Here is a 14092-nt window from a genome sequence, read left to right on the forward strand (position 1 = left end):
CATGGAACTGTGGAACGCCCGCTGGCGCGAGCGTGCGCTGCCTGAACTGGCCGCGCGCGACTGGGATTTGCTGGTGATCGGCGGCGGCATCTGCGGCGCCGGCATCCTGCGTGAGGCGGCGCGGCGTGACTGGCGCTGCCTGTTGCTGGAGCAGCGCGACTTCGCCTGGGGCACCTCTAGCCGCTCGTCGAAGATGGTGCACGGTGGCCTGCGTTACGTTGCCAAGGGCCAGATTGGGCTAACCCGCGACTCGGTACGCGAACGCCAGCGCCTGCTCGGCGAGGCGCCGGGGCTGGTGGAACCCTTGAGTTTCGTCATGCCGCATTACCGCGGCGGCTTCCCTGGTCCCAAGGTATTTGGCGGTCTGCTCAGCCTCTACGACGCTCTGGCCGGTAAGCGCAATCATCTGTTCTATCCGCTGCAACAGCTGCGCTACCTGGCGCCGGGCATCCGCGAGGACGGCCTGCTCGGCGGCACGCGCTTCTTCGACGCAGTGACCGACGATGCCCGTCTGGTGCAGCGCGTGCTGGGCGAGGCGCGCGCCGAAGGTGCAGAGGCGCTCAATGGCATGCGCGTGGTCGAGCTGCTGCGCGAGGTGGGGCAGGTGGTTGGTGTGCTCGCCGAGGATGTGGAAACGGGCAAACAGTACCGCCTGCGCAGCCGCGCCGTGGCGCAAGCCACTGGTGCCTGGGCCGATCGTCTGCGCCAGCCCGGTAATGGCCGGGTTCGACCGCTACGCGGCAGCCACCTGCTGCTGCCGAGCTGGCGCCTGCCGGTGGCGCATGCCTTCAGTTTTATGCACGCCGCCGATGGGCGGCCGGTATTCGTTTTCCCTTGGGAGGGCGCGACGGTTATCGGCACCACTGATCTGGATCATGCGGACGATCTGGATACCGAGGCGGCGATCAGCAAGGAGGAGGTCGACTACCTGCTGGCCGCCTGCGCCCAGCAGTTCCCGTGCGCCGAAGTGACGTGCGGCGATGTGTTGTCGGCCTGGGCCGGCGTGCGCCCGGTGGTGGGCGATGGCAGCGCCGGGCTGAAACCCTCGGACGAAAAGCGCGAGCATGCGCTGTGGATCGAACCGGGCAGCGTAACCCTGGCCGGCGGCAAGCTGACCACCTTCCGCCTGCTGGCGCTGGAGGTACTGCGCGCCTGCGCAGGCTTCGTCGGCAAAGCGGTGGACCATCAGGGCGGCGCGGTCTTCGCTGCGAATACGCCGACACCGGTGCCGGCATTAAGCCCGGCGCAGCAACGCCGTCTGGCCGGTCGCCAGGGCCGCCAGCTGGGCGAGGTGCTGCGCCTGATCGACGAGGTGGGCGGCGATTGCGTCGCGGGTACAAACACCCTGTGGGCCGAACTGGCCTGGGCCGCCGAGGGCGAGCTGGTGCTGCACCTGGACGACCTGCTGTTGCGGCGCACGCGCCTGGGTTTGCTGCTGGCTGAAGGCGGCCGCGCCGAGTTGCCGCGTATCCGCGCGCTATGCCAGCCGCGCCTGGGTTGGAACGATGCGCGCTGGCAGCAGGAGGAGGCGGATTACCTGGCGCTTTGGCAGCGCTGTTACAGCCTGCCAGAGACTTAATGATGGCGCTGCCGACTTTCCGTAGGAGCGAGCTCTGCTCGCGAATGCGGTTAGCGCAAAAGCTTCGCGAGCAGAGCTCGCTCCTACACGGATTCCGCGTACAGGTTGTAGCCCGGATGCAATCCGGGGATGAACGACGATGCAGCTCCCGGATTTCATCCGGGCTACGTAGCTAGATTGCGGTAACTCCGATCAGCTCCCTCTCCCGCTTGCGGGAGAGGGTTGGGGAGAGGGAAAGCGTTTATTCGCAGGCCACCTGGCTCAGACGGAACACCCTCTCCCCCGGCCCCTCTCCCATAAATGGGAGAGGGGAGACATAACAGAAGGACCACACCTTGAGCGAACCAAGCTACCTGCTGAGCATCGACAACGGCACCCAGAGCGTCCGAGCGCTGCTGTTCGATACCAACGGCAACCTGCTCGCCAAGGGCAAGGTCGAGCTCGATCCCTATTTCTCCAGACAGCCTGGCTGGGCCGAACAGGACCCGGAGTACTACTGGGCCAGCCTCGGCGAGGCCTGCCGCTTGCTGTGGCAACAGGTGGATATCGACCGCCGCCTGATCCGCGGCGTCGCCGTTACCACCCAGCGCGGCAGCATCATTCATGTCGATGAGCAGGGCACGCCGCTGCGCCCGGCGATTCTCTGGCTCGATCAGCGTCGTGCCGAGGTGGCGGGGCGCATCAAGGGCCTGTGGGGCTGGCTGTTCAAGCTGGCACGTGCCGAGGAGGCGGTCGATCACTTTCGTGGCCAGGCCGAGGTCAACTGGGTGGCTCAGCATCAGCCGGACAACGCGGATCGCACGCACAAGGTGCTGTTGCTATCCGGGTTTCTCACCCATCGCCTGTGCGGCCGCTTCGTTGATTCCACCAGCAGTTGCGTGGCTTATCTGCCGTTCGACTACAAACGCCTGCGCTGGGCCGCGCCCGGCGACTGGAAGTGGCAGGCGCTGAAGGTACGCCGTGAGCAACTGCCCGAGTTGTTCAAGCCAGGGGAGCGACTGGGCTGCATCACGGCCGAGGCCAGCCGCCACTCCGGTATTCCCGAGGGCCTGCCGCTGATCGCTGCCGGCGCAGACAAGGCGTGCGAGGTACTGGGTTCCGGTGCGCTGGAGGCCAGCACGGCCTGCCTGTCCTACGGCACCACAGCGACCATCAACACCACGCGCAGTCGTTATCTGGAAACCGTGCGCCTGATTCCTCCCTATCCGGCGGCGCTGCCGGATCACTGCAACACCGAGGTGATGATCTATCGCGGTTTCTGGATGGTCAGCTGGTTCAAGCGCGAATTCGGTCTGCGGGAGATGCAGCGTGCCGAGGCGCTGGGCGTGTCGCCCGAAGCGCTGTTCGACGAGCTGGTCAACGCCGTCCCGCCCGGCTCAATGGGGCTGATGTTGCAGCCGTACTGGACGCCCGGCATCCGTGAGCCGGGGCTGGAGGCCAAGGGTTCGATCATCGGTTTTGGTGATGTGCACACCCGCGCGCATATCTACCGTGCCATTCTCGAAGGCCTGGCCTATGCGTTGCGTCAGGGCAAGGAACGTATCGAAAAACGCTCCGGCACCCGCATCGAGCGCCTGCGTGTGTCCGGTGGCGGTTCGCAGAGCGATGCGGCAATGCAACTGACGGCCGATATCTTCGGCCTGCCGGCCGAGCGGCCGCATCTGTACGAGACCAGCGGGCTGGGCGCGGCGATCAACTGCGCGGTGGGCCTGGGCTTGCACGCCGATTACCCGAGCGCCATCGCCGCCATGACTCGAGTAGGGCAGGTGTTCCAGCCGAACCCGGAGGCACAGCGCGTTTACCAGCAGCTCTACGGGCAGGTCTATCAGCGCATGTACCGCCAGCTCAAACCGCTGTACCAGCGCATTCGCAAGATCACCGGCTATCCGGCGTAGAGCATAGGGATGAGCACTGTGGGAGGGGCCGGGCGGCGCTCCGCTTTAGCCCCGACCGAGTAATACCAAGGTCGCGGCTAAAGCCCCTCCTACAGAAACCAGTCGCCCTCCAAATGGAGGGCGTTAGGGCGTGCTTCAAGCGACATCCACCAGCACGATTTCGCTGTCTTCCTGCGCTTCGACGCGGATCACCTCGACATCGGCAACGGCGACGCCGTCACGTGCCTTGGCTGCCACACCGTTGACGCTGAAGGCGCCGGTGGCGCCCACCAGATAGGCCTTGCGACCCGGCTGCAGCACGTACTCGGCGCTTTGTCCGGCCTTGACCGTGGCCGCTACCAGGCGTGCGTCGGTGCGGATGCGCAGGGCGTCGACATCTTCCTCGTAACCGCTGGCCAGGGTGACGAAGGCTCCGGAGCGGTCGCCTTTAGGGAAAGGCTTGGCACCCCAGGAGGGCGGCAGGCCGGCCTGGTTCGGCTGAATCCAGATCTGGAAGATCTTGGTGGTCTCATCTTCCAGGTTGTACTCGCTGTGGGCGATGCCGGTGCCGGCGCTCATCACCTGCACATCGCCGGCCTCGGTACGGCCTTTGTTGCCCAGGTTGTCCTCATGGCTGATGGCCCCTTCGCGAACGTAGGTGATGATCTCCATGTCGCGGTGCGGGTGCGGCGGGAAGCCAGAGTGCGGAGCGATCTCGTCATCGTTCCAGACGCGCAGGCGACCCCAGTTCATGCGCTCGGCGTCGTAGTATTCGGCGAAGGAAAAATGGTGACGGGCATTCAGCCAGCCGTGGTGAGCGCCACCGAGTTGTTCGAACGGACGTACATCGATCATGGTCAATCCTCCAGTCATGCACGAGGTCAGTCCCGTGCGATGTCGATGGATGAATGATCCTTTTTGATTGATCGATTTAAAAGCGCAATATTTATTGATTTTATATCTATAAATTAGATTAATTGTCCGAGGGCCACACACTAGGCTTTCGTTTACCCCTTTCAAGGAGCACCGCAATGCGCGAGCGCAAGGCCTGGTTGATCCTGCATGGCAAGCAGGCATTGAACGAAGAGGTGAGGGCGGCCGTGAACGGCCTGCGCGAGCGTGGCTGGGATCTGGCGGTGCGCCTGACCTGGGAGGGTGGCGATGCCGAGCGTCTGGTGCACGAAGGGCTGGCGGCTGGTTATCCGATCCTGATCGCTGGCGGCGGCGACGGCACCCTGCGCGATGTGGTCGAGGCCATGGTCAAGGCACGCAGTGAAGCCAGCCTGGCGCTGTTGCCACTGGGTACGGCCAATGATTTTGCTCATGCCGCCGGCGTGCCGCTGACGCCAGCTGCGGCGCTGGCTCTGCTGGAAGTGGAGCCGGTGGCGGTGGATGTGGGCATGGCGGGCGAGCGCGCCTTTCTCAATATGGCCACCGGCGGCTTCGGCTCCAATGTCACCGCCAATACCTCGGAGGAGCTTAAGAACGTCCTCGGTGGCGCCGCCTATCTGCTGACCGGGCTCAGTCGCTTTTCCCAAGTGCGCGCCGCCGCGGGGCGTTTTCATGGGCCGGAGTTCGAATGGCAGGGCGAATTTCTCGCCCTCGGTATCGGCAATGGCCGTCAGGCGGGCGGCGGGCATCTGCTCTGCCCGGAAGCGACCATCGATGATGGCCTGCTGGACGTCAGCATCGTGCCGGCGGCGCAGGACGTGGTGAGCACTCTTGGCACGCTGCTCACTGGCGGCATGCACGGTTTGCAAAGCGTTGCGATCAGCGCGCGGCTGCCCTGGCTGGAGGTGGAGGCGCTGGAGGGATTGGACCTGAACCTCGACGGCGAGCCGATGGAAAGCAAGCGGCTGCGCTTCACTGCACAACCCGGTGCCTTGCGTCTGCACCTGCCCGGGCATTCGCCGCTGCTCGCTGGCCATGCGCTTGGCGCTGAGGCATGATGGCTGCGCGCCAGCAACGCTTCAGTCTGCCGGCAGTTCGCCGATAACCCGAGCGGCAGACTAGACTCACCTCATTACCTTGGAGCGCATGATGGCCGGCATTCTCGATTCAGTGGATCAACGCACGCAACTGGTCGGCGAAAACCGTCTGGAAATTCTCATGTTCCGCCTGGCCGGCCGGCAGCTGTTCGCCATCAACGTGTTCAAGGTGCAGGAAGTCCTGCAGATGCCCAAGCTGACGCTGATGCCGCAACGCCACCGCTTCGTCTGCGGCGTGGTCAATCTGCGTGGCCAGACCCTGCCGGTGATCGACCTGTCGCAGGCCATCGGCATGCGCCCGCTGGTGCCGGATGAGCGCAGCACCATCATCGTCACCGAATACAATCGCTCGGTGCAGGCCTTCCTGGTCGGCAGCGTGGATCGCATCCTCAACCTCAACTGGGAGTCGATCCAGCCACCGCCCGGCGGTGCCGGCCGCCAGCACTACCTGACCGCCATCACCAAGGTCGACGAGCAGATCGTCGAGGTCATCGACGTGGAGAAGGTGCTGGCCGAGATCGTGCCGATGAGCACCAAGGTCTCCGAGGAAAAGCTCGCCGACCCGCTGCTGGAAAAGGCCCGTGGCCGTGAAGTGCTGCTGGTGGACGACTCCAGCGTCGCCCTCAGCCAGTTGCGCGATACCCTGTCGCAGTTGGGCATCCGCCTGCATATGGCCAGCGATGGCCTCAAAGCGCTCAACCTGCTGAAGAAGTGGGCGGACACTGGCGAAGTGATGACGGACAAGCTGCTGATGATCTTCACCGACGCCGAGATGCCGGAAATGGACGGCTACCGCCTCACCAGTGAAATTCGCAATGATCCGCGCCTCAAGGATCTTTACGTGGTGCTGCACACGTCGCTGTCCGGCAGCTTCAACGAGGCGATGGTGAAGAAGGTCGGTTGCGACAATTTCCTCTCCAAGTTCCAGCCGGACAAGCTGGTGGACGTGATCCGCCAGCGCCTGGAGCTCGACGAGCCGCGTTAGAGCACGTGTGCGGCGGGGGAGGTTCGTCGGGCACCGATGGCGGACCCGCTCTACGCCGGCCAGTCGTTATTGCCCCGCAGTGCTTGTGAGCGAGGCCGTCAGCTCGTATAACGGCGTTTTGCCAACAGGAAGCTGACCCATGCTGAGTCTCTCGGGGCTTTACCGTTACCCGCTCAAGTCCGGCCGCGGCGAGACCTTGCAGCGCAGTGCGGTCGATGGCCTTGGCCTGCATGGCGATCGGCGCTGGATGCTGGTCGACGCCGACAACGGCCGCTTCATCAGCCAGCGCCTGCTGCCGCAAATGAGCCAGTTGAGCGCGTTGTACGATGGGCGTGGCGGCCTCACCCTCAGCGCGCCGGGGCGCGACGATATTTCCGTGGCGCTGCCCGACCCTGATCAGGATCTGCGTGGCGTCATCCTGTGGCGCGACAGCTTGCGTGTGCCGGATGCCGGCGATGAAGCTGCCGAGTGGCTCAGCGCCTTGCTGGGCAAGGCCTGCCGTCTGGTGCAGGTGCCCGAAGAGCGCACCCGCCAGGTCGATACCGCCTATGCCAAGCCGGGTGATCGCGTGGCCTTCGCCGATGGTTTCCCGCTGCTGCTGATCGGCCAGGCATCGCTGGACGATCTGTCCCAGCGTGTCGGCCAGCCGCTCTCGATGCTGCGCTTTCGCCCCAATCTAGTGGTTGCCGGCAGCGAGCCTTACGCCGAAGACAGCTGGAAGCGTATCCGCATTGGCGAGGTGGAATTCGACGTGGTCAAGGGCTGCTCGCGCTGCATTCTCACCACCATCGACCCGCAGACCGGCGAGCGCAACGCTCAGCGCGAACCGCTGGCCACGCTCAAGACCTATCGTGAACGCGAGGGTGACGTGTTCTTCGGGCAGAACTTGCTGCCGCGCGGTGTCGGTGAGCTGCAGTTGGGCATGACGGTGCAGGTGCTGGAGTAGCGCGGTCTTGTAGGAGCGAATTCATTCGCGAATAAATTCGCTCCTACACCGGCTTCACTGATCGTCGAAGAAACGCTCGTTCCAGGCCACCAGCGGGTGCGGCGCATCGAGCTTCTGGCCATAGATCACCGAGTAGGACAGCACGTTCTGCACGTACTGGCGGGTTTCGTCGAACGGAATGTTCTCCACCCAGACGTCATAGCTCAGGTGATTGGCGCCGCGCAGCCACTGGCGTACCCGGCCCGGGCCGGCATTGTAGGCGGCCGAGGCGAGCACGCGGTTGCCGTTGAACTGGCCGTACACCTGGCTGAGATAAGCCGCACCCAGCTGGATATTGGTGTCCGGGTTGAGCGCCTGCTGCGGTGAGGCCAGGGGGATGCCGAACTTGCGCGCGGTTTCCTTGGCGGTGGCCGGCATCAGTTGCATCAGGCCCATGGCGCCGGCGTGGGAGCGGGCGTCGGCCATGAAGGCGCTTTCCTGGCGGGTGATGGCGAACACCCAGCTCGAATGCAGGTCGCGGCGTCTGGCTTCGCGGACCAGTTCGTTGCGATGAGCCATGGGGAAGCGTACCTCCAGATCGTCCCAGTACTGGGCCTGGCTGATGGTACGGATGGCCGGGAAGTACCACTCCATTTCGTAGGCCAGGCGCGCCTGGGCCACCAGCTCGTCGCGGCTGAACCGGCGGCTGACGTGATACCACTCGCGGCGGCCGTCGACGATCTGGCCACGCGCATGAAATTCCATGGCGCGCTTGATGCCGGGCGTGTTGCGCACCTTCTGCACGACCTTGGGGTCAAGCGCCAGCGGCTGGTTATTCAGCGCGTACGGCGCCTTGACCTGATCCGCTGCCATGAAGCCGTAGAAATCACGCTCCTTGGCCAGGGCCTGGAACAGCACCGCCGGTTGCTGGCTGTTGGGCTGCGCCAGTTGCAGGCTGCGCGCGTTCCAGTAGCGCCAGCGGTTGCTGCTGGCCAGGTCGGACGGCATCTTCTGTGTCAACTGATACGCCTCTTCCCAACGGCCGTGGCGCAGCAGCAGGCGTGCACGCCATTCGCTGACGGTGTTGTCACGCAACTGTGGGTCGTACTTGGCCATCACCTGCAGACCACGCAGATCGAAGCGTTGCGCCAGGCGCAGACCGATCTGCCGGGCGATGGCGACCTGCTCGTCGGCGGAGAACTTCATGCGCTGGGCATAGCCGTCGAGCAGGGCCAGGGCGTCTTCGGGGCTCTGCCGGGCCAGACGGCGCAGTCCGAAGCCGACCACGTCGCTCATGGCGTCATCGGCTGGGGCGAAGCGCGCGGTGTTCTTCAGCAATTGCGGTTTCTGCGCCACTTCGACCATCAGCTTGCCGCGCTCGCCGAGCGTCGGCATGCCCTTGATCAGGAAGTTGGCCAGACCGTAGTTGCCGCTTTCCACCGCCAGCTTGGTGCGCTGCCAGCGGCGCTGCTCGGTGAGTTGGCCATTGGCTGCCCAGCGCTCGAACAGCGGGTCGCAGGCATTGGGTTGGGACTTGCCCACCAGCCAGAGCTTTTCGGCGGTGGCATTGCCTTCTGCAGTCAGACCGTGGCTCAGCTGGTATTGGCCGTACAGACAGTCCAGTTCGGTGAAGTTGAGGTCCGGGTCGTAGTGATCGAGGAAGGGCTTCCAGTCGCCGCGTTCGGCAAGCCAGCGCAACCAGCGCAGCTTCATCCAGTTGGCCTGGGGCAGGTCGCCGTGCTCGGCGAGGAATTTCTCGATCTCGGCGTTGCTCGCCGACTTGAGGCGATTGGTCAGCTCGTCATAAGCCAGATAAGGCGTGAGCGGGTAATCGCGCAGCGCGCTGGCGTACTGGCGATAAGGACCGCTGTCGCCCTTGGCCAGGGCGCGTTTGGCCTCATCGTAGTACTGGCGTTGCTGGGCGAGGCTGGCGGCTTCGACGCTGGCGATGCCGGTGGTGGTAAGAATCAGACATGAAACTAAAGAGAGAAAGCGACTGCGCATGGCATTTCCAGGGGCAAGCAGAGGTGTGGGACAACGCGGTCCGTATCGTTGCATGCCTCTAGCTTAGCCTTTCATCGGGGCGCGGTGAATGCCGCCGGGCGGGATCGACACATGCAGCAAAAAAGCGCGTATGTGCGCCACCTGGAATGCTGATCCCACGGCTGCCGCTTCGGTGGAAACGGCAACAGCCGACTGGCAACTCGGGTAGAATGCGCCGCCTGTTTCTGGAGATGCCCATGACCCTGCTCAAGTTTGCCGACGTATCCCTCGCCTATGGCGCCATGCCCCTGCTGGACGGAGTGTCCTGGCAGATCGCGCGGGGCGAGCGCGTGTGCATCATTGGCCGCAACGGGACCGGCAAGTCGAGCATGCTGCGCCTGGTCAAGGGCGACCAGATGCCGGACGACGGCGAGATCTGGCGCGCACCTGGGCTGAAGATCGGCGAGTTGCCACAGGAGCTGCCGCGCGCCGATGAGCGTACCGTGTTCGACGTGGTCGCCGAAGGCCTGGCCGGTGTCGGCGAGTTGCTGGCGCGCTATCACCACTTGGCGCAGAACATCCAGGGCGATGACGACCTCGAGCAACTGATGCACGTGCAGCAGGAGCTGGAAGCCAAAGACGGCTGGCGCCTGCAGCAACTGGTCGACAGCACCCTGAGCCGCCTGCAGTTGCCGGCGGACAAGACCCTGGCCGAGCTTTCCGGTGGCTGGCGCCGTCGCGTGCTGCTGGCCCAGGCGCTGGTGTCCGAGCCGGATCTGCTGCTGCTCGACGAGCCCACCAACCACCTGGACATCGGCGCCATCGCCTGGCTGGAAGAGGCACTGAAGGATTTTGGCGGCGCCGTGCTGTTCATCACCCACGACCGTTCCTTCCTGCAGAACCTGGCCACACGCATCCTCGAACTGGACCGTGGCGGCCTGATCGACTGGAACGGCGACTACGCCAGCTTCCTGGTGCACAAGGAGCAGCAGCTCGCTGCCGAGGAAACCGCCAACGCGCTGTTCGACAAGCGTCTGGCCCAGGAGGAGGTGTGGATTCGTCAGGGCATCAAGGCCCGCCGCACCCGTAACGAAGGCCGCGTGCGTGCGCTCAAGGCGATGCGCGCCGAGCGTGCCGAGCGCCGCGAGCGTCAGGGCAAGGCGAATATCCAGCTGGAGACCGCGGACAAGTCCGGCAAGCAGGTGATGGTGGCGGAGAACGTCAGCTTCGCGCATAGCGGCGGCCCGTTCCTGGTCAAGGATTTCTCCATGGTCCTGCAGCGCGGCGACCGTATCGGCCTGCTCGGCGCCAACGGTACCGGCAAGACCACGCTGCTCAAGCTGCTGCTGGGTGATCTGCAGCCGAGCAGCGGCAGCATCGAGGTCGGCACCAAACTGGAAGTGGCGTATTTCGACCAATTGCGTCACCAGCTCGAGCCGGAAAAGACGGTGATCGACAACGTCGCCGAAGGTCGCGACTTCATCACTATCGATGGCCAGAACCGCCATGTGCTGAGCTACCTGGGCGACTTCCTGTTCAGCCCGCAACGGGCCCGTACACCGGTCAAGGCGCTATCGGGTGGCGAGCGGGCACGACTGTTGCTGGCGAAGTTGTTCAGCAAGCCGGCCAACCTTCTGGTGCTGGACGAACCGACCAACGATCTGGACGTAGAAACCCTGGAACTGCTCGAAGAAGTGCTGCTCAATTTCCCCGGCACCGTGCTGATGGTCAGCCACGACCGTGCCTTCCTCGATAACGTCGTGACCAGCACCCTGGTGTTCGAGGGTGAAGGCAAGGTGCGCGAATACGTCGGTGGCTATCAGGACTGGCTGCGCCAGGGCGGCTCGCCGCGTCTGCTTGGCGTGGGTGAAAGCAAGTCCGGCAAGGCCGAGCTGGCCACCGCCATCGTCGAAGCGCCGGCCCCAGCGGCAGCGGCCCCGGTGCAGGGGAGCGCCGAGCCGGCGAAGAAGAAACTGAGCTACAAGCTGCAGCGCGAGCTGGAGGCGATTCCCGGGCAGATCGACGCCCTGGAGCAGGAAATGGCCGCTGTGCAGGAGCAGGTATCCGATCCAGCCTTCTATCAGCAGCCGGTGCAGGTCACCACGGACGTATTGGCGCGTCTCGAGGGCTTGCAGAAGGAAATGGACGCGCTGCTCGAGCGCTGGGCAGAGCTGGAAGGCTGACGAAGGAACGACGGGCAATGGCCATCGAGTACCGCATCACTCTCGACGACAATCATCAGTTCAGCTACCGGATCGAACTGAATCGCGAATATGACCCCACTGAAGCGCAACAGGCACCTGCCTGGACCCGCCTCGAGCATCAGCAGTGCAGCAATTGCCCGCTCAGCCGCGAGCAGTTCAGCCACTGCCCGGCCGCGGTCGATCTGCAGCGGGTGATCGAGGACTTCCATGGTCTGCCGGCGTTCAAGAAGGCCAGTGTCTGGGTACGCACGCCAGAGCGTGAGTACACCAAGCATGTCGGGCTGGAGGAGGGGTTGCGGGCGCTGCTTGGAGTGATCATGGCCACCAGCGCCTGCCCGGTGCTGGCGCGCCTGAAACCCATGGCGCAGCACCATCTGCCGTTTGCCAACAACCAGGAGTTCATCCTGCGTGCGGTGTCGCTGTACCTGGCGCGGCAATACTTCAACATGCGCGAGGGGCGCCTGGCCGATTGGGAGCTAAAGGGGCTGGTGCGCTTGTTCCAGCAACTCAAGCTGGTCAACCAGGCCTTCTGGCAGCGTATTCACGACACCTGTGAAGGCGACTCCAACCTCAAGGCCTTCCTGACCTTCTTCTCGATGTCGTCGAGCATGACGGTGTCGCTGGAAACCCAGCTGCAGAAGATCCGCCCGCTGGTGATGAGCGCGGGCGAGTCGTTCGAGTAAAAGGGTGTCTACAAAATGGCTGCACTTGGCAATACTGCGTTGAAAGCGATCTCGAAATGCTCATTTACAGCACGTAAACTCCGCTTTCTCGATCGTTTTCGCCTTGTCCTGCCTTCGTTCGCCTATCTTGTAAACACCCTCTAAGGCCGAAGCCAAAAAGCTCGCCGCTGAAGCGCCTCCCACGGGCAAAGCCAACGCAGCTACTGTGTGGGAGGGGCTTCAGCCGCGACGCGATTTCAAGTGCCTTTTTCGCCTTTCTTCAGACGCACCGCGAGCACATCGCAGGGCGCGCCGTGCAGCACGTCATTGGCGGTGGAGCCCAGCAGCAGCGCAAGGCCGTGACGCCCATGGCTGCCAACCACGATCAGGTCGCAACCCTGTTCTTCGGCCAGGCGGTGGATTTCCTGGCGCGGCTGCCCGTAAGCCAGGTGGCGCTGGTCGGCGGTGAGTTCCGGGTACTTGCCGGTGAAGCTGTCCATGCGCTCGCGGGCCTGCTCGAACTGCTGTTGCTGCAGCATCGACAGATCCATCGGCACGTCGCCGCCAAAGGCCATGGCCATCGGTTCGACGATATGCACCAGGGACATCTTGGCGCCACTGGCCTGGGCCAGCTTCTGTGCACGGACCACTACGGGGTCGCATTCCTCGGTCAGGTCGACGGCGACCAGAATGTGCTGGTAGGGCATGGTGAACTCCTCCTTAAGGAAGCAAATGGCTCTGTCTCAAGTATGGCCCCATTGTGTGGGATAGAGCGACTGGTCTTGAAAAGGCAAAGAAAAGCCCGGTGTGAGCACCGGGCAATGGTTGGGCCAGGCAGGCCGGAAATATGGGCATCAGTGTTGGCCTGCAGCGTACTGGGCGGCAACGCCTTCCAGGCCCTCGATGATGCTGTCGGAATACTTGCTGATCAAAAACGGTACGGTGTTCTCGTTGTAGTTGCGCAGGGATTTCTCGATGTAACGCCACTTGGTTTCGATTGAGCCCAGCGCAGCGCTGATCTGCGGGGTGTTCTGCTGGGCGGCGCTGAGGTTGTCGAGTTGATTGGCGAACTCGCCGACCAGCTCATCGATGGCGCGCTCTTCGCCGCCGCCAAAGAAACTGGTGCCAACCGAGGCACTGCGGGAAGCATAGTCCAGGGCGATGTTTTGCATCAGCAGGCTTTGCTCGCGGCTCTTCTGCGTGAGTGGCGGGACGCTGAAACCGCTTTCTTGCTGAATCTTCTGATACAGCTCCTGACTAATGGCGATGATGTGCTGATTGCTGTCGGCCAGGTCGGCGACGGGTTGCAGGTCCGTGAAACCCTGGCTGCGCATGGCCTCCATCAGTGCCTGTAGACCGCTGCGGTAACTTTGCCAGTTGGTTTGCAACTGCGTGCGGAGCGCCTTGCTTGCGTCGCCAGGCATCTCGCCCAGGCCGTCCAGGTGCGCCTGGCCCTCCTGCAGTGACTCGCCAATCATCCGCGCGTAGCGCTGGTCGCCTTCCATGCCGTTGTACATGTAGAAGTCGCCCAGGCTCTTTTGCGTCGCCAGGCGCAACTGATGCAGGCGCAGCAGATCATCGGCCGGCGCTGCGCTGAGCAAGGAAGGGGAGAGTGACGTGAAGAGAAAAACGAGCAGGGCGCTCAGGGGAAATACAAGCGAACGGCGGCTCGACATGGGCGACTCCGTATGGCCCATCGTGGGGCTCGATTTGTTTTTTGTTACTCGCGACTGGCCCTGTGCCAGCTACGAGTGAGGCGACTGTAACCGGAGCTTGATTGTTTGGCTAGGCACCTGGCCATACCTGGAACGGCCGGTAAAACACTCGCAATGGCGCGGTATTGACGCGATTTATCGAGATCGCCTGGAGCCCGCGAATGACCGGGCCTGCAG

The 14092-nt window shown here is 63.8% G+C and carries 11 protein-coding genes; 7 read left to right on the plus strand and 4 right to left on the minus strand.

The window, feature by feature from the left end; translation table 11 throughout:
• Nucleotide 1 precedes the first annotated feature (1 nt).
• Both P3C50_RS01100 and P3C50_RS01105 read left to right on the plus strand, forming a co-directional pair.
• Nucleotides 2–1579: a glycerol-3-phosphate dehydrogenase/oxidase gene (locus tag P3C50_RS01100; RefSeq protein ID WP_275544568.1), complete on the plus strand. Its 1578-nt coding sequence runs from the start codon at nucleotides 2–4 to the stop codon at nucleotides 1577–1579.
• A 335-nt stretch (nucleotides 1580–1914) separates the two neighbouring features.
• Nucleotides 1915–3474, plus strand: a complete 1560-nt coding sequence (locus P3C50_RS01105) for an FGGY-family carbohydrate kinase (RefSeq protein ID WP_275544569.1) — start codon at nucleotides 1915–1917, stop codon at nucleotides 3472–3474.
• Nucleotides 3475–3609: 135 nt separating this feature from the next.
• Here P3C50_RS01105 and P3C50_RS01110 read toward each other — a convergent pair whose 3' ends face one another.
• On the minus strand, nucleotides 3610–4308 hold the full coding sequence (locus tag P3C50_RS01110) for a pirin family protein (protein WP_275544570.1): 699 nt from the start codon (nucleotides 4306–4308) through the stop codon (nucleotides 3610–3612).
• 176 nt (nucleotides 4309–4484) lie between these two features.
• Here P3C50_RS01110 and yegS point away from each other — a divergent pair, with 176 nt between their 5' ends.
• The 3 genes from yegS (at nucleotide 4485) to P3C50_RS01125 (ending at nucleotide 7372) form a co-directional block, all read left to right on the plus strand.
• Nucleotides 4485–5402 (plus strand): lipid kinase YegS, encoded by a 918-nt coding sequence (yegS, locus tag P3C50_RS01115; RefSeq protein ID WP_275544571.1) that lies wholly within the window; start codon nucleotides 4485–4487, stop codon nucleotides 5400–5402.
• A gap of 91 nt (nucleotides 5403–5493) precedes the next feature.
• The gene (locus P3C50_RS01120; protein WP_197855957.1) at nucleotides 5494–6426 is read left to right on the plus strand and encodes a chemotaxis protein CheV; all 933 of its coding nucleotides are present in this window, start codon (nucleotides 5494–5496) and stop codon (nucleotides 6424–6426) included.
• A 139-nt stretch (nucleotides 6427–6565) separates the two neighbouring features.
• Nucleotides 6566–7372, plus strand: coding sequence for an MOSC domain-containing protein (locus P3C50_RS01125; RefSeq protein WP_275544572.1), 807 nt, complete (start codon nucleotides 6566–6568; stop codon nucleotides 7370–7372).
• A gap of 54 nt (nucleotides 7373–7426) precedes the next feature.
• On the opposite strand, the gene P3C50_RS01130 is transcribed toward P3C50_RS01125, so the two are convergent.
• On the minus strand, nucleotides 7427–9355 hold the full coding sequence (locus tag P3C50_RS01130) for a transglycosylase SLT domain-containing protein (RefSeq protein ID WP_275544573.1): 1929 nt from the start codon (nucleotides 9353–9355) through the stop codon (nucleotides 7427–7429).
• 236 nt (nucleotides 9356–9591) lie between these two features.
• On the opposite strand from P3C50_RS01130, the gene P3C50_RS01135 reads away from it, so the two are divergent.
• Together P3C50_RS01135 and P3C50_RS01140 are read left to right on the plus strand one after the other, a co-directional pair.
• Complete coding sequence (locus tag P3C50_RS01135; protein ID WP_275544574.1) at nucleotides 9592–11517, plus strand: ATP-binding cassette domain-containing protein; 1926 nt, start codon at nucleotides 9592–9594, stop codon at nucleotides 11515–11517.
• A gap of 17 nt (nucleotides 11518–11534) precedes the next feature.
• The gene (locus tag P3C50_RS01140; RefSeq protein WP_197855953.1) at nucleotides 11535–12221 is read left to right on the plus strand and encodes a DUF6901 family protein; all 687 of its coding nucleotides are present in this window, start codon (nucleotides 11535–11537) and stop codon (nucleotides 12219–12221) included.
• A gap of 236 nt (nucleotides 12222–12457) precedes the next feature.
• Here P3C50_RS01140 and P3C50_RS01145 read toward each other — a convergent pair whose 3' ends face one another.
• The gene (locus P3C50_RS01145) at nucleotides 12458–12907 is read right to left on the minus strand and encodes a universal stress protein (protein ID WP_275544575.1); all 450 of its coding nucleotides are present in this window, start codon (nucleotides 12905–12907) and stop codon (nucleotides 12458–12460) included.
• 147 nt (nucleotides 12908–13054) lie between these two features.
• A complete protein-coding gene (locus P3C50_RS01150; RefSeq protein WP_275544576.1) occupies nucleotides 13055–13876 on the minus strand; it encodes a hypothetical protein in 822 nt (273 codons plus the stop codon).
• Nucleotides 13877–14092: the final 216 nt, after the last annotated feature.

This window comes from Pseudomonas sp. Marseille-Q0931 (assembly GCF_940789645.1).
GTDB lineage: Bacteria > Pseudomonadota > Gammaproteobacteria > Pseudomonadales > Pseudomonadaceae > Aquipseudomonas.

Coding starts and splice junctions, on each gene's coding strand:
- P3C50_RS01100 (WP_275544568.1), top strand. CDS start 2: ATGGAACTGTGGAACGCCCGCTGGCGCGAGCGTGCGCTGCCTGAACTG.
- P3C50_RS01110 (WP_275544570.1), bottom strand. CDS start 4,308: ATGATCGATGTACGTCCGTTCGAACAACTCGGTGGCGCTCACCACGGC.
- yegS (WP_275544571.1), top strand. CDS start 4,485: ATGCGCGAGCGCAAGGCCTGGTTGATCCTGCATGGCAAGCAGGCATTG.
- P3C50_RS01120 (WP_197855957.1), top strand. CDS start 5,494: ATGGCCGGCATTCTCGATTCAGTGGATCAACGCACGCAACTGGTCGGC.
- P3C50_RS01125 (WP_275544572.1), top strand. CDS start 6,566: ATGCTGAGTCTCTCGGGGCTTTACCGTTACCCGCTCAAGTCCGGCCGC.
- P3C50_RS01130 (WP_275544573.1), bottom strand. CDS start 9,355: ATGCGCAGTCGCTTTCTCTCTTTAGTTTCATGTCTGATTCTTACCACC.
- P3C50_RS01135 (WP_275544574.1), top strand. CDS start 9,592: ATGACCCTGCTCAAGTTTGCCGACGTATCCCTCGCCTATGGCGCCATG.
- P3C50_RS01140 (WP_197855953.1), top strand. CDS start 11,535: ATGGCCATCGAGTACCGCATCACTCTCGACGACAATCATCAGTTCAGC.
- P3C50_RS01145 (WP_275544575.1), bottom strand. CDS start 12,907: ATGCCCTACCAGCACATTCTGGTCGCCGTCGACCTGACCGAGGAATGC.
- P3C50_RS01150 (WP_275544576.1), bottom strand. CDS start 13,876: ATGTCGAGCCGCCGTTCGCTTGTATTTCCCCTGAGCGCCCTGCTCGTT.